14 protein-coding genes are annotated in these 22,098 nt (G+C 75.5%); 2 read left to right on the forward strand and 12 right to left on the reverse strand.

What is annotated here, in order from left to right; translation table 11 throughout:
• Window positions 1-52: 52 nt before the first annotated feature.
• On the reverse strand, window positions 53-1,555 hold the full coding sequence (gatA, locus tag H7H31_RS08410; protein ID WP_187060758.1) for an Asp-tRNA(Asn)/Glu-tRNA(Gln) amidotransferase subunit GatA: 1,503 nt from the start codon (window positions 1,553-1,555) through the stop codon (window positions 53-55).
• Between the two features lie 5 nt (window positions 1,556-1,560).
• The gene (gene gatC, locus H7H31_RS08415; RefSeq protein ID WP_187060759.1) at window positions 1,561-1,857 is read right to left on the reverse strand and encodes an Asp-tRNA(Asn)/Glu-tRNA(Gln) amidotransferase subunit GatC; all 297 of its coding nucleotides are present in this window, start codon (window positions 1,855-1,857) and stop codon (window positions 1,561-1,563) included.
• A 581-nt stretch (window positions 1,858-2,438) separates the two neighbouring features.
• Here gatC and H7H31_RS08420 point away from each other — a divergent pair.
• On the forward strand, window positions 2,439-2,816 hold the full coding sequence (locus H7H31_RS08420; RefSeq protein WP_187061058.1) for a VOC family protein: 378 nt from the start codon (window positions 2,439-2,441) through the stop codon (window positions 2,814-2,816).
• A gap of 186 nt (window positions 2,817-3,002) precedes the next feature.
• Here H7H31_RS08420 and H7H31_RS08425 read toward each other — a convergent pair whose 3' ends face one another.
• The 7 genes from H7H31_RS08425 to H7H31_RS08455 form a co-directional block, all read right to left on the reverse strand.
• A complete protein-coding gene (locus H7H31_RS08425) occupies window positions 3,003-5,162 on the reverse strand; it encodes a putative bifunctional diguanylate cyclase/phosphodiesterase (RefSeq protein ID WP_187061059.1) in 2,160 nt (719 codons plus the stop codon).
• A 195-nt stretch (window positions 5,163-5,357) separates the two neighbouring features.
• Entirely contained in the window at window positions 5,358-7,556 is a 2,199-nt protein-coding gene (gene ligA, locus H7H31_RS08430) for an NAD-dependent DNA ligase LigA (RefSeq protein ID WP_187061062.1), read from the reverse strand.
• A 136-nt stretch (window positions 7,557-7,692) separates the two neighbouring features.
• Window positions 7,693-8,694 carry a methionine synthase gene (locus H7H31_RS08435; protein WP_187061063.1) on the reverse strand — a complete coding sequence of 334 codons (1,002 nt, stop codon included), beginning with the start codon at window positions 8,692-8,694 and terminating at the stop codon, window positions 7,693-7,695.
• 336 nt (window positions 8,695-9,030) lie between these two features.
• The gene (locus H7H31_RS08440) at window positions 9,031-9,720 is read right to left on the reverse strand and encodes an SDR family oxidoreductase (protein ID WP_187061060.1); all 690 of its coding nucleotides are present in this window, start codon (window positions 9,718-9,720) and stop codon (window positions 9,031-9,033) included.
• A gap of 74 nt (window positions 9,721-9,794) precedes the next feature.
• Window positions 9,795-10,337, reverse strand: coding sequence for an LOG family protein (locus H7H31_RS08445; RefSeq protein ID WP_187061061.1), 543 nt, complete (start codon window positions 10,335-10,337; stop codon window positions 9,795-9,797).
• A gap of 213 nt (window positions 10,338-10,550) precedes the next feature.
• Window positions 10,551-11,726 (reverse strand): tRNA 2-thiouridine(34) synthase MnmA, encoded by a 1,176-nt coding sequence (gene mnmA / locus H7H31_RS08450; protein ID WP_187059587.1) that lies wholly within the window; start codon window positions 11,724-11,726, stop codon window positions 10,551-10,553.
• 243 nt (window positions 11,727-11,969) lie between these two features.
• Window positions 11,970-13,139 carry a cysteine desulfurase family protein gene (locus H7H31_RS08455; protein ID WP_187059742.1) on the reverse strand — a complete coding sequence of 390 codons (1,170 nt, stop codon included), beginning with the start codon at window positions 13,137-13,139 and terminating at the stop codon, window positions 11,970-11,972.
• Between the two features lie 261 nt (window positions 13,140-13,400).
• On the opposite strand from H7H31_RS08455, the gene H7H31_RS08460 reads away from it, so the two are divergent.
• Window positions 13,401-14,276 carry an alpha/beta fold hydrolase gene (locus H7H31_RS08460; RefSeq protein WP_187059743.1) on the forward strand — a complete coding sequence of 292 codons (876 nt, stop codon included), beginning with the start codon at window positions 13,401-13,403 and terminating at the stop codon, window positions 14,274-14,276.
• A 138-nt stretch (window positions 14,277-14,414) separates the two neighbouring features.
• Here the strand turns inward: H7H31_RS08460 and H7H31_RS08465 are convergent, their stop codons facing one another.
• From H7H31_RS08465 to H7H31_RS08475, 3 genes are all read right to left on the reverse strand, one after another.
• Window positions 14,415-15,026 (reverse strand): hypothetical protein, encoded by a 612-nt coding sequence (locus H7H31_RS08465; protein ID WP_187060083.1) that lies wholly within the window; start codon window positions 15,024-15,026, stop codon window positions 14,415-14,417.
• A gap of 132 nt (window positions 15,027-15,158) precedes the next feature.
• Window positions 15,159-20,789, reverse strand: a complete 5,631-nt coding sequence (locus tag H7H31_RS34560) for a BTAD domain-containing putative transcriptional regulator (RefSeq protein WP_187117849.1) — start codon at window positions 20,787-20,789, stop codon at window positions 15,159-15,161.
• Window positions 20,786-21,916 (reverse strand): AAA family ATPase, encoded by a 1,131-nt coding sequence (locus H7H31_RS08475; protein ID WP_187118228.1) that lies wholly within the window; start codon window positions 21,914-21,916, stop codon window positions 20,786-20,788. Before H7H31_RS08475 ends, H7H31_RS34560 begins: the two co-directional genes overlap by 4 nt.
• Window positions 21,917-22,098 lie beyond the last annotated feature (182 nt).

Consider the following 22,098-nt stretch of genomic DNA (forward strand, 5'->3'; position numbering starts at 1 on the left):
GTCGTCGGGTGCGCCCCGGCGGCCGTACGCGTGACGCTCGTACAGACGGCGTTCACAGGGCCGGTGCCTCCTCCAGCAGGTGGTGGCCCCAGCGGTCGACGAACGCCGCCTCGACCGCCGCGCCTACCCGGTACAGCCGGTCGTCAGCCATGGCGGGGGCGATGATCTGCAGACCCACCGGCAGCCCGTCCTCGGGGGCGAGGCCGCACGGCAGCGACATCGCCGCGTTCCCCGCCAGGTTGGAGGGGATGGTGCACAGGTCGGCAAGGTACATCGCCAGCGGGTCGTCCGCGCGCTCACCGATCGGGAAGGCGGTGGTCGGCGTGGTCGGCGAGATCAGCACGTCCACCGACGCGAAGGCCCGCTCGAAGTCGCGCGCGATGAGCGTGCGCACCTTCTGCGCGGAGCCGTAGTACGCGTCGTAGTACCCGGAGGACAGGGCGTACGTGCCGAGCATGATCCGCCGCTTGACCTCGTCGCCGAAGCCCGCCTCGCGGGTCAGCGCGGTGACGTCCTCGGCCGACCGGGTGCCGTCGTCGCCGACGCGCAGCCCGTAGCGCATGGCGTCGAAGCGGGCCAGGTTGGAGGAGCACTCGGACGGCGCGATCAGGTAGTACGCGGCCAGGGCCCGGTCGAAGGACGGGCAGGAGACCTCGACGACCTCGGCCCCCAGCTCGCGCAGCAGCTCGACGGACTCGTTGAACCGCTGCATCACGCCGGCCTGGTAGCCCTCGCCGCTGAACTCCTTGACGACGCCGATGCGCAGGCCCGCCACGTCGCCCTCGCGCGCCGCCGCCACCACCGACGGCACCGGCGCGTCGATCGAGGTGGAGTCGAGCGGGTCGTGCCCGGCGATGGCTTCGTGCAGCAGCGCCGCGTCGAGGACGGTACGGGCGCAGGGCCCGCCCTGGTCGAGCGAGGAGGAGAAGGCGACCATGCCGTACCGCGAGACGGCGCCGTAGGTCGGCTTGACGCCCACCGTGCCGGTCACGGCGGCGGGCTGGCGGATCGAGCCGCCGGTGTCCGTGCCGATCGCCAGCGGGGCCTGGTACGAGGCGAGCGCGGCCGACGAACCGCCGCCGGAGCCACCCGGGATGCGGGTCAGGTCCCACGGGTTGCCGGTCGGCCCGTACGCGCTGTTCTCGGTGGAGGAGCCCATGGCGAACTCGTCCATGTTGGTCTTGCCGAGGATGACGACGTCGGCGGCCTTCAGCCGCTGGGTGAGCGTCGCGTCGTACGGCGGGATCCAGCCCTCGAGGATCTTGGAACCGACGGTGGTCGGCACGCCCTTGGTGGTGAAGATGTCCTTCAGCGCCAGCGGGACGCCCGCGAGGGGGCCCAGCTTCTCGCCACGGGCGCGCTTGTCGTCCACGGCGCGGGCCTGCGCGAGCGCGCCCTCGCGGTCGACGTGCAGGAAGGCGTGCACCTTCTCGTCGACGGCGGCGATCCGGTCGAGGTGGGCCTCGGTCACCTGGACCGCGGTCACCTCGCCGGAGGCGATCCGGGCGGCGGTCTCGGCCGCCGTGAGCTTGGTCAGGTCGGTGGTACCCGGCACGGTGGTCACTCCTCACCCAGGATCTGCGGAACCTTGAAACGCTGCTGCTCCTGGGCGGGGGCGCCGGACAGCGCCTCCTGCGGGGTCAGCGACGGGCGGACCTCGTCCGGCCGCATGACGTTGGTCAGCGGCAGCGGGTGGGAGGTCGGGGGGACGTCCTCGGAGGCGACATCGGAAACGCGGGCGACCGCGCCGATGATCACGTCGAGCTGTTCGGCGAAGTGGTCGAGCTCTTCGTCCTTCAGCTCAAGACGCGACAGCCGAGCGAGGTGGGCGACCTCCTCGCGCGTGATGCCAGGCATGCAGCGATCCTCTGGGTTCTTGGCTTGGGTTCGGGCTGGATTGCGGGTGAACGGGCTGGGTTCCTGAGCGTGGACCCGGGCGCCGTGTGACCGGAGCCGGCCCGTGCGCCGGGTCGTGACGCGCGCCCAATCCTATGCGCCACGGACAGCACCCGACGAAGGGCTTTCCGACGGCCCCCAGCACAGCCACCCACCACCCCGCCTCGGGCCACCGCGCCCACGGCCACGAGCGAGACCGCGGACGGCGCGGCGGAGCGGTCGGGGGGGCGTGTGGGGCGTGGGGGCATGGGGGCGGGGCGACCGTACGGGCGGGGCGGCGGTCCGAGGCTGGGGCGGGGGTCCGCGGCTGGGGCGGCGGTCCGGGGCGGCGGTCCGGAGCCAGGGTGCGGGGCGTCGTCGGTGGACGGGGTTTCGCCGCCGGGCCGCGCTCGCGCGGTTCCCTTCTGGTGCCCTGGTCACCAAAAAGTGCGTTCTTCCACGTCAGGGCCCTCCGTCCCTACGGTGTGCGAGGCGTCGGCTAGAGCCGACGGTCACCGCCCCTGCCCCCGCACCGCCACCGCGGCTGAACCGCTGGGAGTCCCATGACCATCCTCAAGACGTACGCCCGCCTGTGGACCGACAGCCTCGACGGCGCGCTGCCGCTGCTGCGCGAGTTGACGGGGGCCGAGCCCGATCTGCGGCTGGGGTTCGAGGCCGTCGAGCTGGCGGCCGTCGGCGACTTCCTCGTCATCGCCGGGCCGGCCGAGGAACGGGCCAAGTACGCGCACGCCTCCGCCACCGTCGTCGTCGACGACCTCGACGCCTGCCAGGCCACGCTCACGGCCTCGGGCGCCACCCTCACCACGCCCCTGACCACGGGGCCGACCGGCCGCTTCTGCTACGCACGCCACGCCGACGGGGCCGAGGTCGAGTACGTCGAGTGGGTCCCGGAACTGGTCCAGCGGATCATCCACCCGTAACCCGCTCCGCCCGCTCGCCTCCGGCCCCTCCCCCGGCCGGCTCGGCTCGGCTCGGCTGAGCCTGCGCGCCCGGCCCGTTCCGGGCCTACCAGGCCAGTTCGGCACGGTCCGGGGGCGCCCCGTCGGCGGCTCGCGGCAGGCCCGCTACCTCAGGCAAAACGTTGCGGCAATCGGCCGATGCGGGGTCTATGTCACCGGCTGGTCCGCCTCCTTGCCCACCGACGCGGCCGGGGTCTTCTGTTCGGTCGACGCCGCCGGCACCGAGGGTTCCGCCGACGCCTGGAGGGCCTGGCCGCGTTCGATCTCCCGGTGCCAGCCGCTCTTGCCACGGAGCTTGAGCCAGGCCGTCGTCTCCTCGGGCGGCATCGCCGCGGCCACGAGCCAGCCCTGCACCGCGTCGCAGCCCAGATCGCGCAGCCGCTCCCAGGTCTCGTCGTCCTCCACGCCCTCCGCGACGACCAGCAGCCCCAGCGAGTGGGCGAGGTCGAGGGTGCAGCGGACGATCTCCGCGTCCTCGTTGTCCACGACCAGACGGGCCACGAACGACCGGTCGATCTTCAGCTCGCTCACCGGCAGGCGGCGCAGGTGCACCAGCGAGGAGTAGCCGGTGCCGAAGTCGTCCAGCGACATCTTGACGCCGTGCCCGGTCAGGCCCGCCATCGTGTCGGCGGCCCGCTGCGGGTCCTCCAACAGGACGTGCTCGGTTATCTCCAGTTGCAGCGCGCCGGGCGGTACGCCGTGCCGGGCCAGGCGCGCGGCGACCGCGCCAGCGAAGCCGGGGGTGTGCACGTCGCGCGGCGAGACGTTCACGGCGACCGGCACGTCGAGGCCGGCGGCGCGCCACTGGGCGACCTGGCCGAGCGCCGTCTCCAACACGTACTCCGTCAGCTTGGGCATCAGGCCCGAGCTCTCGGCCATGGCGATGAACTCGTCCGGCGGCACCTTGCCCCGGTCCGGGTGCACCCAGCGCACCAGCGCCTCAAGGCCGGCGACGTGTCCGTCGAAGCCGACCTTGGGCTGGTAGTGCAGCTCCACGTCGCCCGCGTCCAGGGCGCGGCGCAGGTCGCCGAGGAGGCCGAGCCGGTCGGGCGTGTTGCCGTCCCGGCGCGCCTCGTAGACCTCGGTGCCGCTGCGGTCCCGCTTGGCCTGGTACATGGCGACGTCCGCCCGGCGCAGCAGGCCCTCGGCGTCGATGGCGTGGTCGGGGAAGACGGCGACCCCGGCGCTGGCCTCCAGGACCAACGTGAGCCCGTCGAGGTCGAGCGGCGAGCCGAGGGCGGCGATGAGCGAGCGGGCGGCGCGCTGAGCGCTGGTCAGGGAGTCGGCGGTGGGCAGCAGTACGGCGAACTCGTCGCCGCCGAGCCGGGCCACCTCGGCGCCGCGCGGCAGCGCCAGCCGCAGCCGCTCGGCGATCTGCAACAGCAGCCGGTCGCCGGCGAGGTGGCCGAGGGTGTCGTTGACGGAGCGGAACCGGTCGAGGTCGATGAGTACGAGCGCCGAGCGGGTGCCGGCCCGCTCGGCCTCGTCCAGCGCCGACCAGGTGCGCTCCAGCAGCCACTGACGGTTGGGCAGCCCGGTCAGCGGGTCGCGGAGCTGCTCCTCGGCGCGGACCCGGGCGATCCAGAGCGTGGAGTCGAGGGCTATCAGCGGCACCGCGAACAGCGGGAGCAGCATCGGGGTGTGCACGCCGACGACGACGATGAGCGGGGCGATGCCCAGGAGGGCGATGCCGACCAGCGCCTGGCGGACGATGGCGGTGCGCACGACGGTGCGCAGGCCGCCGCCGCGCGGCGCCATCGTGTACCAGAGCAGGGCCCGGGTCACCAGCAGGTAGGAGAAGGCGACCAGGGCGATGGGCGGGATGACGTACAGGTTCCAGGCGTCGGGCTGCCAGGGGTGTTCCACCGAGGGGATGGTGCCGAGCGCGGCGAGGGCCAGGCCCGCGGCGCCGATGCCGAGGATGTCCACGGCGCCGTGCAACAGGGCCTGGCGCCAGCGGTGTCGGCGGGCCGCGCCGACCAGCACGACCACGGCCAGGCTGATGACGACGGCGGGCAGCCAGCCGTACAGCAGCAGGGCGGCCAGGGTGAGGGCGGCGCCGGAGCCGGTGCCGCCCCACCAGCGGTCACGGCCGAGGGCCACCAGGTGGCCGACGATCGCCCCGGTCAGCACGGCCAGCGACCAGCCGACGGTGCCGCTCGGGAAGAGCGCAGTGTCGGTGCGCAGCACGCGGAAGACGCCCACGCCCAGGGCGACGGCGGCCAGCGCGACGACCACTACCGGTAAACCGGGGAGAGCGTTCCGCCACAACCGCGACACTGGGGCGGCGCTGTCGGTCGGTTTCATACCCGTCCCTCTCACAGCCGGCGGTGCCCGCGCCACGGCAGGCGCACATCTCAACAGTAGGCCGCACTAGGCTACGGGGAGCAGCGATCGACAGCGGTTGCCCGAATGCGCCCGCGCTCTCCGTAACCATCCGATATGCGCTATAAGAGTGATGCCCGCCGGCCACGGCCGGGCCACCCCCAGAGCGTCTGTGAACTATTCCGACCCGTCAGGTGGCGTGAGCGCAACCTCCCGGGCGGCATCGGGTCCCTGTTCCAACAGCACGCCCAGACCCTGATCGTCCAGTACGGGCACCTTCGCCTGCACGGCCTTGTCGTACTTGGAGCCGGGGTTGTCACCGACGACCACGAAATGCGTCTTCTTGGAAACCGACCCGGTCACCTTCGCTCCCTGGTTCTGCAGAGCCTCCTTGGCGCCGTCCCGCGTGTACGACTGGAGCGTTCCGGTGACGACGACGGTGAGCCCGGCGAGTGGTCTGGGGCCCTCATCCTCGCCGGCCTCCTCCTCGAAGCGCACCCCCGCGGCCCGCCATTTCTCGACGATCTCGCGGTGCCACTCCTCGGCGAACCACTGCTTCACCGACGCGGCGATGATGCCGCCCACCCCCTCGACCGCCGCCAACTCCTCCTCGCTCGCCTCCGCGATGCGGTCCAGCGAGCGGAACTCGCGGGCCAGCGCCACGGCCGCCACCGGGCCGACGTGCCGGATCGACAGGCCGGTGATGATGCGGGCCAGCGGCCGTTCCTTGGCGGCCTGGATGTTCTCCAGCATGGCCAGGGCGTTCTTCTTCGGCTCGCCCTTCTGGTTGGCGAAGAAGGTGACGGTCTTCTCCTCGCCGGACTCCGGGTCGCGCTTGGGCAGGCCGCTGTCCGGGTCGAGGACGTGCGAGCGGATGGGGAGCAGGGCGTCGATGTCGAGGTCGAACAGGTCGCCCTCGTTGCGCAGCGGCGGCTCCTCGGGTTCGAGCGGCTGGGTCAGCGCGGCGGCGGCCACGTACCCCAGGTGCTCGATGTCCAGGCTCTTGCGGCCGGCGAGGTAGAAGACGCGCTCGCGGATCTGCGCGGGGCAGTACCGGGCGTTGGGGCAGCGCAGGTCGATGTCGCCCTCCTTCATCGGCTGGAGGGCGGTGCCGCAGTCCGGGCACTCGGCGGGCATGACGAACTCCCGCTCGCTGCCGTCCCGCAGGTCGGCCACCGGGCCGAGGATCTCCGGGATGACGTCGCCCGCCTTGCGGAGCACCACGGTGTCGCCGATGAGGACGCCCTTGGCCTTGACGACCTCCTGGTTGTGCAGCGTCGCGAACTCCACCTCGGAGCCGGCCACCGTCACCGGCTCGACCACCGCGTAGGGCGTCACCCGGCCGGTGCGGCCGACGCCGACCCGGATGTCCATCAGCTTGGTGTTGACCTCCTCCGGCGGGTACTTCCAGGCGATGGCCCAGCGCGGCGCGCGCGAGGTGGAGCCCAGCCGCCCCTGGAGCGGGATCTCGTCCAGCTTGACGACCACGCCGTCGATCTCGTGCTCCACCGAGTGGCGCCGCCTGGGGTCGCCGAACCGGGCGATGAAGGCCCGTACGCCATCTGGTGTATCGACCACCTCGATGTGGCGTGAGGTCGGCAGGCCCCATTCGCTGAGCAGCGCGTACGCATGGGACTGACAGTCGATGTCGAAGCCCTCGCGGGCGCCGATGCCGTGCACCACCATGTGCAGCGGGCGGCTTGCGGTGACCTTGGGGTCCTTCTGCCGCAGCGACCCGGCCGCCGCGTTCCGCGGGTTGGCGAACGGCGGCTTGCCGGCCTCCACCAGGCCGGCGTTGAGCTCCTCGAACCGCTCCATCGGGATGAAGACCTCGCCCCGCACCTCGACCAGGGCGGGCACGCCCTCGCCGACCAGCCGGTCGGGGATCTCCGCGATGGTGCGCACGTTGGGCGTGATGTCCTCGCCCGTGCGGCCGTCGCCGCGGGTGGCGGCGCGGGTCAGCCGGCCGTGCTCGTAGGTGAGGTTGACCGCGAGGCCGTCCACCTTCAGCTCGCACAGGAAGTGGTACGAGGCGGCCTCGCCGAGGTCCTTGGCGATCCGGTCGGTCCAGGCGGCCAACTCCTCCTCGTCGAAGGCGTTGTCCAGGCTGAGCATCCGCTCGCGGTGCTCGACCTCGGTGAACTCCGTCTCGTACGACCCCGCCACCTTCTGGGTCGGCGAGTCGGGCGTGCGCAACTGCGGGTGCTCGGTCTCCAGCGCCTCCAGCGCGCGCAGCAGTTTGTCGAACTCCGCGTCGCTGACGACCGGCGCGTCCTTCACGTAGTACCGGAAGCGGTGCTCCTCGACCTCCTCGGCCAGGCGCTGATGCCGCTCCCGGGCGTCGGACGGCACCTCGGACCGCGCCTCGGCGGGCAGCGCCGCGCGCTCCCCGTCCGCCGCGCCCTCGGAAGCGCTCTCGCCTCCGGACACCGTTTCGCCAGCCACCGTCTCGACCTCCCGTTACCTCATCCGTCAACCGCCTCGCGGACACCACGCCGCGGGGCGGGCGCCATCACTCAGGGTTGTCCACGAGCGATGTCGCCGCCCGGACGCAGTGGTCCAGCGCGGCGCGCGCGTACCTCGGCGAGGCACCCGCGAGCCCGCAGGAGGGGGTGACCACCACGGACTCCGCGAGGGTCCCCGGCGACAGCCCCAACCTGCGCCACAGCGTCCTGACACCCATGACGCTACCCGCAGGGTCTGACAATGGCCCTGATTGCGGGTCCGTGCCCGGCAGCACACCGGCGAACAGCGTGAGGCCACCCTCGACCGCCTCGCCGATCGCCTCCTCCTCACGCTCCGTGACGAGCGAGAAGTCGAAGGAGACGCCCGCCACGCCGGAACGGTGCAGCAGCCCGAACGGGACGCCGGGCGCGCAGCAGTGCACGACCACGGGCCCGTCGTGCAGCGCGCACATCTCGCGCAGCGCGCCCTCGACCACCACCCGGTCGACGGCGGGGTGGGTGCGGTAGCCGCTGGCGGAGCGGACCCGGCCCTCGAGGACGGCGCGCAGCGAGGGCTCGTCGAGCTGGAGCGCCACGCGGGCGCCCGGCACCCGGCGCCGCACGTCGGCCAGGTGCGCGCGCAGCCCCTCGGCCAGCGATCCGACCAGGTCCCGGCAGGCGCCGGGGTCGCTGAGCATGGCCTCGCCGCCGCGCAGCTCCAGCGCCGCGGCCAGCGTCCAGGGCCCGACGGCGGACACCTTGAGCGTTCCGGTGTACCCCTGGGTGTACTCCTCCAGCGCGTCCAGGTCCTGGCCGAGCCAGGAACGCGCGCGCCGAGTGTCACGGCCGGGGTGGTCGCCGATCCGCCAGCCGCTGGGCTCCACGCGCGCGTACAGCTCCACGAGCATCCCGGCGGTGCGCCCGATCATGTCCGCGCCGGGGCCCCGCGCCGGCAGCTCCGGCAGGTACGGCAGCCGCTCCAGCGAACCGGTCACGGTCCTGGCGGCCTCCCGGGCGTCCTCGCCCGGCATGGAGCCGATGCCGGTCGCGGCGCCCGCGCCCCAGCCCATCTCGTCGTTCTCGCTCACACTCACGCAGGAAGCGTACGAGGCGCGGGGCGCGGCGCCGTCGCCCCCGTACCGCCACGGCTCCCGGCGTGACCACCGCCCGGCTCCGCGCACCCTCCCGGGGCGCGCCCCGGCGGCTCCGCGTCTCTACAGGGCACGGCGCACGGGGCACGGAGCCACGGGGTCCGTACGGCGCCACGCGCCCGTACGGCGCGACGACGCGTCGGTGCACGGGCCCACGGGGCGGGGCAACGACGGGGCGGGCTGGTCAGCGAACGGGGCCCGTCCCGGGGCGGGGCGCCAGCGGGCACCGGGCCCGGCGTCCGGGCCCGGGTGGGGTCAGGCGCGCGGGCGGACCGACAGGTCGGTGATCTCCGCGTCGCGCGGCAGGTCCAGGGCGGTGAGCAGGGTGGTGGCCACCGACTCCGGGGTCATCCAGCGCTCCGGGTCGTACTCCTTGCCCTCCTGCTGGTGCACCTTGACCTGCATGGGCGTGGCGGTGCGCCCCGGGTAGACGGTGGTGACCCGGATGCCGTTGCCGCTCTCCTCCCAGCGCAGCGCGTCGGCCAGCGCCTTGAGGCCGTGCTTGCTGGCCGCGTACGCGCTCCACTGGGCGTTGGCCCGCAGCCCCGCGCCCGAGTTCACGAACACCACGTGGCCCTTGGCCAGCCGGAGCTGGGGCAGCAGCAGGCGGGTGAGTTCGGCCGGCGAGACAAGGTTGGCGGCGAGTTGCTGGTTCCACGCCTTGGGGGTGAGGTCACCGACGTCGCCGAGTTCCACGACGCCGGCGATGTGCAGCAGCGAGTCGAGGCGCTCCGGCACCTGCTGGTGGCTGAACGCCCAGGACAGTCGCTCGGGCTCCGCCAGGTCGCCGACGAGCGTCTTGGCCCCGGGGTACCGCTCCGCCAACTGCTTCGCCCGCCCGGCGTCGCGCGCCAGCAACCACAGCTCGTCGCCGCGTGCGCACAGTCGCTCCGCGACGACGGTGCCGATGCCCGAGCCTGCTCCGGTGATCAGATGCGTACCCATGCGGCGATCCTAACGACGGTTGCCGGGTGACCGGGGCGGCCGGGGGGACGGGGCCGGTCGGCGCGGGGCGCGGGCTACGGCTGGACGCCCGCCTGCTCCTCCAGGTAGGCCAGTGCGCCCACCCCGTCCTCGGCGAAGAAGACGAGATCGGTGAGCGGGATCGGCAGGAAGCCCTCCTGCTCCATCCGCTGGAGCTGCTGTTTGAGGCCGTCGTAGAAGCCGGCCGCGTTGAGCAGCACCACCGGCTTGGTGTGCAGGCCGTGCTTCTTGAGCTCCAGGATCTCGGTCGCCTCGTCCAGCGTGCCGGTGCCGCCCACCATGATCACGATCGCGTCGGCGCGCGCGAGGAGCTGCGCCTTGCGCTCGGCCAGGTCCTTGGTGATCAGCATCTCGTCCGCGTTCTGCCGCGCCTTGTCGCGGAGGAACTCCACCGAGACGCCGACCAGCCGTCCGCCGTGCTCCTGTACCCCGTCGGCCATGACCTTCATCAGGCCGGCCTCCGAGCCGCCCCACACCAGCGTGTGTCCGCCCTTGCCGAGCAACTCGGCGAACTCGCGGGCCGGTGTGACATAGCGCTCGTCGAGGTCGGCGGCGGAGCAGAAGACGCAGATGTTCATGCCCGCCACTGTACGAGAGCCCGTCCGCGCCGGCGTTCGAAGCCCGGCCGACCGTTCACCCCGCCCGACCGGCGGGTTCGAGCGGGTGTAGCCGGGTCTGCCGGCTCCGGCTTCCGCCCCGTACGCCGCGCCGTGCGGCCGGTACGGGGCGGGGGGACGGGGCTCCGGAGAGCCGGGGTACGGGGCGGGGGGACGGGCCTTGGGGACGGTCGCTCAGGCCGCTGGGTCGGCGGTCGCCGTGGCCGCGGGTGTCGCGCGCTCCGTGTGGGCGATCGTCGCCGAACCCACCACCCGCGTGCCGTCGTACAGCACGATCGCCTGGCCCGGCGCCACGCCCCGTACCGGCGCGTCGAACCGGACCTCCAGCACGTCGCCCACCAACTCCGCCGCGACCGGCGTCTCGCTGCCGTGCGCGCGGAGCTGGGCCGTGTAGGTGCCGGGGCCGGTCGGCGGGGTGCCGCACCAGCGGGGCTTGATCGCGCTGAGCGCGGCGATGTCGAGGGCGCCGGCCGGTCCCACCGTCACGGTGTTGTTCACCGGGGAGATGTCGAGCACGTAGCGCGGCTTGCCGTCGGCGGCCGGGACGCCGAGGCGCAGGCCCTTGCGCTGACCGATGGTGAAGCCGTACGCACCCTCGTGGGTGCCCAGCTTCGTACCGTCCTCGTCCACGATGTCGCCCTCGGCCGTGCCGAGCTGCTTGGCCAGGAAGCCCTGCGTGTCGCCGTCGGCGATGAAGCAGATGTCGTGGCTGTCGGGCTTCTTCGCGACGGCGAGGCCGCGCCGCTCCGCCTCCGCGCGGATCTCGTCCTTGGTGGTGAGGGTGTCGCCGAGGGGGAACATCGCGTGCGCGAGCTGCCGGTCGTCGAGGACGCCGAGCACGTAGCTCTGGTCCTTCGCGAGGTCGGAGGCGCGGTGCAGCTCGCGGGAGCCGTCGTCGCGGGTGACGACGGTCGCGTAGTGGCCCGTGCACACGGCGTCGAAGCCGAGCGCGAGCGCCTTGTCGAGCAGCGCCGCGAACTTGATCTTCTCGTTGCAGCGCAGGCAGGGGTTGGGCGTGCGGCCCGCCGCGTACTCGGCGACGAAGTCCTCGACCACGTCCTCCCGGAACCGCTCGGCCAGGTCCCAGACGTAGAAGGGGATGCCGATCACGTCGGCGGCGCGGCGCGCGTCGCGCGAGTCCTCGATGGTGCAACAGCCGCGCGCACCGGTGCGGAACGACTGCGGGTTGGCGGAGAGCGCGAGGTGCACGCCGGTCACCTCGTGCCCGGCCTCGGCGGCCCGCGCGGCGGCGACGGCGGAGTCGACGCCGCCGGACATCGCGGCGAGCACACGGAGGCGACGGCCATCGCGCGGAGCGGAAGGATCGGGGGCGCCCGGGAAGTCAGTCATAGCCGTTCCAGGGTACGGGTGCGCCAGCCGGTACGTCGCCGCGATTCGGCCCCACCACGCCCCGGGGCCCCACACCCGCCCCACACCGCCCCACACCGCCCCATAACGGGGCGACGGGGCGACGGGGCGACGGGGCGACGGGGCGACGGGGCGACGGGGCGACGGGGCGACGGGGCGACGGGGCGACGGGGCGACGGGGCGACGGGGCGACGGGGCAGGATGCCGGGTCGGGGCGCGCCGTCGCTAGCTGAGCCCGGCCGTGCGGGCGCGGGCGACCGCGGGGCCGATGGCCGCCGCCACCGCTTCCACGTCCGCCTTCGTGGAGGTGTGCCCGAGGGAGAACCGCAGCGTGCCGCGGGCCAGTTCCGGGGGCGAGCCGGTGGCGAGGACCACGTGGCTGGGCTGCGCGACGCCCGCGGTGCAGGCGGAGCCCGTCGAGCACTCGATGCCCTGCGCGTCCAGCAGCAGCAACAGGGAGTCGCCCTCGCACCCGGGGAAGGAGAAGTGCGCGTTGGCGGGCAGTCGGCCCGCCGGGTCCGGGTCGCCGCCCAGCACCGCGTCCGGGACGGCCTCCGTGACCGCCGCGACGAGCGCGTCCCGCAGCCCGCCGATCTCGTGCGCGAACTCCTCGCGGCGCGCGGCGGCCAGCTCGCCGGCCACCGCGAACGCGGCTATGGCGGGCACGTCCAGCGTGCCCGAGCGCACGTGCCGCTCCTGGCCGCCGCCGTGCAGCAGTGGCACGGGTGCGTACGAACGGCCGAGGAGCAGCGCCCCGATCCCGTACGGGCCGCCGATCTTGTGGCCGGTGACCGTCATCGCGGCGAGCCCGGAGGCCGCGAAGTCCACCTCGACCTGGCCGAACGCCTGCACCGCGTCCGCGTGCAACGGAACGTCGAACTCGCGCGCCACCGCGGCCAGTTCGGCGACCGGCATGATCGTGCCGATCTCGTTGTTGGCCCACATCACGGTGGCCAGCGCCACGTCCGAGGGGTCACGGGCGATGGCCTCGCGCAGCGCGTCCGGGCTGACCCTGCCGTACGCGTCGACCGGCAGCCACTCCACGCGCGCGCCCTCGTGCGTGGCGAGCCAGTCCACCGCATCGAGCACGGCATGGTGCTCGACGGGGCTGGCGAGCAGCCGGGTGCGGGCCGGGTCGGCGGCGCGGCGGGCCCAGTAGAGGCCCTTGACGGCGAGGTTGTCGGCCTCGGTGCCGCCCGCGGTGAACACCACCTCGCTGGGGCGGGCGCCGAGTGCGGCGGCGAGCGACTCGCGGGACTCCTCCACGGTGCGGCGCGCGCGCCGTCCCGCGGCGTGGAGGGAGGAGGCGTTGCCGGTGACGGCGAGCTGGTCGGTCATCGCCCGCACCGCCTCCGGGAGCATCGGAGTGGTGGCGGCGTGGTCGAGGTAGGCCATGATGCGTCGATTCTACGAGCCGGGGCGGCGCGCACGAGAGGCGCGTGGGGGCGCACGGTTCCGGCCCGCGCGGGCGCGTCCGACGGCACGCGAAGTCGCTCCAGGTGAGGCCGGGCGACGGCGCATGTCCTCGGATGCGCCGCCCGCGCCCCGGAGCGCACACATGGTCGCTCGCGCGGCCGGCGGCGCGGGGGGTGACCGACCACGCCGGCGCCGCGTCGATCTCGACACCCGATGTCAGGAGTGTCTAGCATTACGGTCATGACATGGGACCTGGGCCGCACCTTCCACTCGTCCTCCGGCGCCGTGCGGTGGGCGGAGCTGGGCGACCCCGACGCACCGCCGGTCGTGCTGCTGCACGGCACGCCGTTCTCCTCGTACGTCTGGCGCGGGGTGGCACGCGCCCTGGCCGACCGGTACCGGGTGCTGGTGTGGGACATGCCGGGGTACGGCGCGTCCGAGCAGCGCGCGGGGCAGGACGTGTCCCTGGCGGCGCAGGCGGCCGTGTTCACGGAGTTGCTGACGCACTGGGGCCTGGCCGGCGGCGAGGGTGACGGGGCCGGCGCCGCCGCCCCGTCCCTCGCCCCGTACGTCGTCGCGCACGACTTCGGCGGCTGTGTCGCGCTCCGCGCCCATCTGCTGCACGGCGCCGCCTACCGGGCGCTGGCGCTCGTGGACGCCGTGGCGCTGGCCCCGTGGGGCACGCCCACGTACCGGCTCCTGGGCGAGAACGCCGCGGTCTTCGAGCAGTTGCCGCCCGCCCTGCACCGGGCGATGGTCCGCGAGTACGTCGCCTCCGCCAGCGCGCCGGGGCTGCGTCCCGACGTCCTGGACCGTCTGGTCGCCCCGTGGTGCGGCGCGGCGGGGCAGCCCGCCTTCTACCGGCAGATCGCCCAGAACGACCAGCGGTTCACCGACGAGATCCAGGGCCGGTACGGCGAGCTGCGGTTGCCGGTGCTGGTGTGTTGGGGCGCCGACGACGCGTGGATTCCGGTCGCCAAGGGGCACGAGCTGGCCGCGCTCGTCCCCGGGGCGCGCCTCCGGCTCATCGAGGGCGCGGGCCACCTGGTGCAGGAGGACGCCCCCGCCGAGCTGACCGCCGCGCTCACCGGGTTCCTCCGCGACCAGGACGCCTGACCTCTCCCTCGCCCGCCCCCGCACCCCGCGAGCCCGGCCCGCCGGGCCCCGTCGCCCCGGCCCGCGACGGGGCGACGGGGCGACGGGGCGACGGGGCGACGGGGCGACGGGGCGACGGGGCAGCGTACGGGGTGGAGCCTACGGGGTGGCGAGGGTCGTGCAGAGGTCCTCGTACGGTCCGTACAGCGCCAGCAGCTTCTTCGCCGTGCCCGCGGTCCCCTCGTCGGCCGGGCTGATGCGCACCGACATGTAGCCGCGGCTGACGAGCCACCTGCCGGCCGGCTGGTCGTGCGCGTGGAAGCCCGTCGCCCAGTTGTCGCCGCTCATGACGTAGACGTCGGAACGGGGGTAGGCGGGGTAGGTGATGGTCGCCGTTCCCGAGACCTCGCGCTCCACCGTCTTTCCGGTGTCCAGGTTGGTCGCGCGCAGCACCAGCGGGCCGTCCTCGACGGCGAACACGGGGCGCCCGGCGCCGTCGGTCCAGGTGCGCAGCCGCAGGTCGCTGACCGGGAACTCGGCGCGGGCCCGGAACGGGCAGACCTCGCCCGCCGGGTATTCGTAGGGCCTGGACTCCGGGTGGGTGACGACGGGGCCCTGGAGACCGGCGGTCCGCGCGCCGTCCGGCGCGCCGGGGCGCGGCGTCCGGTCGGCGTCGGCGGCGCCCGCCGTCCCCGCCGCTCCCGCCGTCAGCGCGGCGGCCAGGGCGACGGCCGCGGCCCCGTGGCCGCCGCGTCGGAACGCTTTCCTCATGGTGTCCTCCTCCGTCGGTTTCCGTTCTCGGGTGGCCCGCTCTCCGGCCTCGGTGGTCGTCCGTTCCTCGGGTCGGCTCGCGCCCGCCGCGCGCGGGCCCAACGGTGCTCCCCGTCCCGTCATGCCGCGCGCCTACCGCGCGCTCCCGCGCCGGCGCGACGCCCGGTGCGTGGCGCCGTCCGGCGCGCCGTCAGCCGGCAGGTCGGCCAGTAGGTCGGCGACCGTGTCCGCCTCGCGGGCGCCCAGCGTGTGGTAGACGTCGAACGCCTGCACCCAGCAGCTCATGGCGCCGCTGGACCGGCCCTGGCGCAGCATGGCCCGGCCGAGGATCACCAGGGCGTCCGCGCGGCGCCAGTCGCCGCCGTGCCGGTCGAAGGTGGTGACGGCCTGGTTGGCCAGCTCGACCGCGGTGCTGGCGTCCCCGATGGCGAGCCGCGCCTCGGCCGCCCTGGCGCGGGTGCTGGCCTCGGCCACGTACCGGCCGGCGCCCGCGAAGAGGTCCAGCGCCCGCTGGAGCGCCGGCAGCGCGTCCGAGGGGCGCTCGATGGCGGTCAGCGCGCAGCCCAGGGCGTAGGAGGCGTGCGCGACCGCGAGGCCCGGCCCCGGCGGGGGCGTGCCGGCCGATGGGGCGGGTGCGCCGAACGCCGGGGCCGGTGCGCCGGACGGGGCGCGGCCGGCCCGCTTCGCGACGTCCAGGGAGTGCTCGGCGAGTTCGCGTGCCTGGTCCGGCCGGCCGCGCGAGAGCAGGACGCGGGACCGGTCGGCCCACACCCGGGCCAGGCCGGCCAGGTTGTCGTCGCTCTCGTAGGCCCGCTCGGCCAGTTCCAGGAGCTTCTCGGCCTCGGCCAGGCGGCCCAGGCTGTACACGGCGGCGGCCCGCTCGTGCGGGGCCAGCGCCCGGACGACGAGGTCGGGCGGGCCCGCGGCGTTCGCGTACTGGTGCATCGCCTGCGCCGCCGCGCGCTCCGCCGCGGGGAAGCGGCCCGCCCTGTTGTGCGCGTGAGCCAGCGCCGCCAGGGCGCGCTGCCGCACGGCCTGGGTACGGGTTCCGCTGGCCGGCAGGGAGAGGGCCTCGACGCTCTCGGTGAAGTGCCGGGCGTACGCCTCGTCGTCGGCCAGCGCCCGGGCGGCCAGCGCCAGGTCGGCCAGGCGTTGGAGCAGGGCCGCCGAGACGCGGCCGGGCTGCGTCGCGCGGCGCAGCACGCGCAGCAGTCGGGGCGCCTCGTCGCGCAGCCACCGCGCCGGAGGTTCGACGTGGCGCGCCGCGGCCCGGTCGAGCCGGGCGTCGTGGGAGGCCAGGTGTCGGGGCAGGGTGTCGCCCGGGTCGAGGTGGCGGAGCGTGGCGGCGCCGGCGACCAGGTAGCGGTCGGCGAGGCGCAGCACGGCGGCGTCGCTCGCGCGCTGCGCCAGGTGCTTGCTCGGCGTGTCCGCCGCGCCGAAGCCGTGCTTGGCCAGCTCCTGCTGGGCGTAGAGCAGGGCCAGGGCGTTGAAGCGGTACCGGTCGCGGTCCTCGCGGTGCAGCAGGGACGCGGAGGCCAGCGCGTCCAGCAGGTCCTCCGCCACCAGTTGCGTACGGTCGAGGAGCGCCGCCGAGCTGAACCGGCTGACCTCGTCGTGGTCGAGCACGGACAGCAGGCAGAAGGCGCGCTGTCGCTCCGTGTTCAGCCGGCGGAAGGTCTGCTCGAAGCCGGCGGCGACCGAGAGGTCGCCGACGCGTAGCCCGGTCAGCCGGTGCGCGGGGGCCGCGAGCCGGTCGGCCAGCCGGGTCAGGGGCCAGGGGAAGCGCTGGTGCTGCCGGCGCACCAGTTCGCCGGCGATGCGCAGGGCCAGCGGCAACCCCCCGCAGTACCGGAACAGCCGGTGCGCCCCGTTGGCGTCCTGGACCACCCGCGCGCGCCCGAGCACGCGCGCCAGGAAGTCCAGCCCCTCGCGCTGGCTGAACTCGCGCAGCGCGATCCACGACACCCGCTCCGGCGCGGCGTGCGTCCGGCGGCTGGTGACGATGGCGGCGCAGCCGGGGGCGTCCGGCAGCAGCGGCGCCGCCTGCGCCCAGCCGTGCGCCCGGTCGATGACCACGAGCACCCGCCGCCCGTCCAACATCGCCTGGTAGCGCGCACGGCGCGCCTCGGTGCCGAACGGGATGTCGTCCGGCGCGGCGCCCAGGGCGAGCAGCAGGGCCTCCAGTACGCGGCCGATGGCGGGCCTGCCGCGTTCGCCGCCGTGCAGGTCCACGAAGAACCGCCCGTCCGGGAAGCCGGGGGCGAGTTCGTGCGCGGCGGCCAGGGCGAGCGTCGTCTTGCCGATGCCGCCCAGCCCGCCGACGCCGCAGACCGGCGCCGTGGGCCCGGCTCCGCGCAGCGCGCTCCGCAGCTCGGCGAGGTCCGCCTCGCGGCCGACGAAGTGGGCCGGTGGCGGCGGGAGTCGGACGGTGACGCGGAGCCCCGGGCCGATGGGCGCGCGGGGGTCGGGCGCGGGCACGTGGGCGCCGCGCAGGATGCGCTCGTACAGGTCCTGTACCTCGGTCGTGGGCTCCATGCCGAGTTCGTCGGAGAGCAGCCGGTGACAGTTCCGGTAGGCGGCGATGGCCTCGGCCGTGCGCCCCGTGCGGTGCAGCGCCGTCATCAGCAGGTGGTACGGCGGCTCGCGCAGCGGGTGCCGCGCGACCAGGGCGGCGAGTTGGGGAACGGCCTCGTCGACGCGGCCCAGCGCGAGGTCCAGGCCCAGCGCGCGTTCCTGGAGTTCGAGCCGCCACTCGGCGAGCCGCGCGCGCTCGGCGGCGGCGAACGGGCCCGGCACCTGCGCCAGCGGCTCCCGGTCGCTCCGCCACCGCTCCAGCACCTCGCCGAGCAGGGCGCGCGCCGCGCGCCGGTCCCCGCGCCGCAGCGCCTCGTCCACCGCCGCCTCCCGGCGCTGGATCTCGCCGACGTCGGTACGTACGTCACCGTCCAGCACGTAGCCGTCCCGGCCGGCGCCGCGCAGGACCCGCGCCCCCACGGTGCGGCGGAGCTGGGCCACGTAGCTGTGGATCACGGCCGGTGGCTGCGCCGGCTGTTGGACGCCCCAGAGCGCCGTCGCGGCCTCGCGCACGGTGACCGGGCGCCCCTTACGGAGCAGCAACAGGCACAGCAGCGACTGCTGACGCGGCCAACGGGGCGACACCTCGACCTCGTCGCGCCAGGCGCGCACGGGCCCGAGCAGTTCGAAGCGCAACCGGTCGGCCCGTACCGGCTCCGTGAGCGGCGGTGGCGGCTGGCCCGCCGCGTCCGGCAACGCCCCGGCGGCGGCCGCCCCGTCCGGCAGCCCGGTGTCCGCCCCGTCCGGCGTGGGTTCGCCCGCCTCGTCCGGCGTGGGTTCGCCCGCCCCGTCGGGCTGCGCCCGAGGCCCGTCGGGGGGCCGGTCCCGGTCGGCTTCGGGGGCGGCCGGGGCCGGGTCGGCCGGGTCGGCGGGGCTCACGTCGCGCGCCCCCCGCTCCGCCGCGTCCGGCGGTGCTCCCCCGGCCACGAGGAGCGGGGGAGCAACGGGCGGGGGCGCGGGGGGACGGTGCGCGCTGAGCACGGGCGCGTCGGCCCCGGCGGCGTCCCCGGCGCGGGCGGAGGCGCCGGGGACGCCGCCCGGGAGGCCGAGCCGCTCGCAGACCGGACCCACCAGGACGGCGAACGCCCGGGCGGTGCCCTGGAGGCGCAACAGGCCCTCCGGGTCGGCCATCAGGGCGGGGAAGTCGGGCAGGCTGCCCAGGTACGGGGCCAGGGCGCGGCCCACCGCCTCGACGATCTCGATGGAGCGCTCGACGCCCAGGGCGCTGAAGAGGAGTTCGCGCACGCCGTCGGCGAAGTCGTACACGGGCTGGGCGGCGTCGGCCGGGGCCAGCCGTCGGGTCAGCGCCTCGATCTCCGGCACCCGCGCGGCGGCCGGCGAGGCCGGGGTGACCTGGGTGAGGAGGCCGCCGAGTTGCACCTCCGCCACCTGGGCGGCGGTCGCCTCGGGCAGCACGGCGGACCTGACCAGGTGCATCACGGGCGTGGTCAGCGGGCGGACCGCGGAGAGCCGGACCGCGAGCCGGTACGCCTCCGGCGAGAACGTGCTCCGAAACCGCTCGATCCGCTCCTCCGCGGACAGCCCCACCGCCCCGGTGCCGGGCCCGCCCCCTGACGACGCCTCGCGTGACGTGCACCCGCGCGACGAGGCCCCGGGCGACACGGCCCGCCCCGGCACGGCCAACCCGCCACCGGCATCCGGCGCGAGCACCGCACCCGCCTCCGGCGCGACCAACGTCCCCGGGTACGCCGACAGGCCGAGCGGGACCTCGTCCGGAGAAGCCGGGCCCGGCCTCCCCGCCTCCGGCGCCGCAAGCCCCGGCGCGACCGGTGGCGGGCCGGCGGACGCGGCCCGGCGCGCCGACGTGCCCGGTGCCCGCTCCATCGGCACCAGCACCGTCTCGACGTGGCGCGGGGTGCCCGGCCGGGTCTGGAGGGCGACCCACGGCGCCAGCGCGGCCGGCGCCAGCCGCAACACCGGGAGCGCCACGTGGTGTTCGGCGGTCGGGTCACGCTCGCCGGTGAGCGGGTCGGCCACGCCGAGCCGGTGCGCCGGACTGAGCGGCGCCGCCGCGGTGAGCAGCCGCGGCTGGGCGTCGAGGCCGCTGCCCCGCCACAGCCGGCGCGGCAGCGCGTGCAACACGGCCACGGGGCCCCACCGGTGCTGCGCGAGGAGGGCGCGCAGGGTGCGCGGATCGCGCCAGGCCGGGTGCACGCCGTCGGTGAGGATGAGGACGACGGCGCCGGGCCCGTCGGCCATGGACGGGGCGCGCCGTCCCCGGGCCCCGGCCCGTGCCGGGTCGAACCGCTGCTGCCGTACGGACCGAAAGGCGCCACTGCGCCGCAGCACCGCGCGCACCTCGGCGGCGATCGGATGCCACACCCGCATGGAGGGCGACCGGTCGACCCAGAGCACGGCCGTCAGGGCGCGTTCGGGGACCGCCGTGGTCACCAGGTCGAACAGCCCCGTCTCGGCGGTGAGCCGCACCGTGGCCTCGATGTCGGTGACCGTGCGCTGCGGGTGGTCGTGGTAGCGGATCAGCGGGCGCAGCGCCCGCGCCAGCCGCTGTGCCTCGGGCAGCACCCGCCCGCCCGGCACCCTGCTCCCCCGCGCGCCCCGTCCGGCCCCGTCGCCGCCCGCGCTGCCGTGGCTGTACAGGGCGCGCCGTGGCGGCCGCTTCCCGGTCCCGCCGGACGGGGCGGCGAGGCCGGCCCCGGTCGCGTCCGGCGTCGACGTCGGGGCGCCGGTCGGCGGCACGGCCGGCTCGCCGGGCCCGGGCAGCGGGACGGCGCCCCGTGTGCCCGCTCCGTTGGGCCCCGGGGCCCCGATCCGCTCGGCCGGCGCGCCGTGCGCGGGCCCCTTGGGGGCGCCGGCGGGGGCACCGGCGGGAGTGTCGCCAGGGCCGCCGTCCCGGCCGTCCCCGGGGGCGTCGCCCGGCCGCGGCTCCGTGGCGTCGGCCGCGAGGACGGGGCCGACGGACGGGCCGGACGGGCCAGCCGGGCCAGACGGGGCAGAACAGTCGGACGGAGCGGAGTCGGGCGGAACGGAGCCGGGGGCGGAGTCGGGCGGTGGGGGCCCGGCCGGTGGGGCGGGGGCGGGCGCGGCCTGGCGCGCGTCGTTCCGTTCGGCGTCCGCGATCACCTGGGCCAGCCACAGCACGTCGAGCAGCTCGTCGGCGCCGGGTTCGTACCCCACGCCGACGAGCGCCTGCCGCAGCCGGTCGATCACGTCGGTAACGTCTCGTCGAGCCGGTGCATGACGGCCGCGAGGAGCTGGTCCCGGCTCATGTCGGCGCCCGCGAGGCGCAGATGGACCGCGGCCAGGAGCTGGTCGGTGGCCAGGGTCTCGGTGGCGGAGCGGCGCAGGAACGCGTCGATGAGGTCCTCCGCCTTCGCCAGCGCCGCCTCGCCCAGGCTGCCGCGGACGATGTCGCGCAGGCGGTCGGCGTCCGGGTCGGGCAGGTCGAGGCGGACGCAGCGGCGCAGGAACGCGGGGGGAAAGTCGCGCTCCCCGTTGCTGGTCATCACCACGACGGGAAAGTGCGTACAGGCGACGACACCGCGCCGTACCCTGGCCCGCTCCCGTCCCCCGCTGACCAGTACGTCCACATCGCGCTGCTGCTCGGGCAGCCGGGCCAGTTCGGGGATCTCGAACTCGCCTTCCTCCAGGACCACCAGCAGGTCGTTGGGCAGGTCGATGTCGGCCTTGTCGAGTTCGTCGATGAGAAGTACGCGCGGCCGGTGCGCCGCGGCCAGCGCCGTGCCGAGCGGGCCGAGCCGCAGGTACTGGCCGATGTCCGGCTCCGGGGCCGCGGCCCGGTAGCCCGAGGCCCGGCGGCCGGCGTGCAGGGCTCCGTGCGCGCTGCCCCGCGCGCTGCGGAGCGCGCGGGCGCCGGTGCCCTTGCCGCGCGGGCCGCCGCCGCCGCGGATGCTGCCGCGTGCGGCGGCGGCCCCCATCGCGCGCTCGCGGCGCAGCGACGCCTCGCGCAGCCTGCCTACCGCGTCGTACCGGTAGAGGGCGTCCGCCAGGGTGGCGCGGCTGTTCACGGACCAGCGCAGCACCGCGCCGAGCCCCAGCTCGCGGGCTATGGCGTGGGCGAGTTCGGACTTGCCGGTGCCGGGCCGCCCGGTGACCAGCAGCGGGCGGTGCAGGTGCAGGGCGGCGTTGACGATGGCGATCTCGTCACGGCCCATCAGGTACGGCGGGGTGGAGCCGGTGTTCCGGTTGGTGGCGAACCGGCGCCAGGGCGGCGGCTCCGGCAGCGCCGCGGGGCCCCGGAAGGCCCACCACGCCTCGCCCGGCGCCCCCGCCGCCCCGTCCCCCGCTGCCCCGTCCCCCGGGGAACCGGCCCCCACGGACGGCCGGCCGGGCACGTTCGGCTCGTTCACCGTGCTCGCCCCGTTCGGCTCGTTCCCCTCCTGCGGACGACCCGCGCCCGGCTCGCTCTGGGCGCTGCCCGATCCGGCTGGTGGGACCACGGCGCACTCTCCTTGATCGTCGTGGGCATGGGCATGGGCGTCGGCAGAGACCGGAGCCA

This window comes from Streptomyces buecherae (assembly GCF_014295035.1).
GTDB lineage: Bacteria > Actinomycetota > Actinomycetes > Streptomycetales > Streptomycetaceae > Streptomyces > Streptomyces youssoufiensis.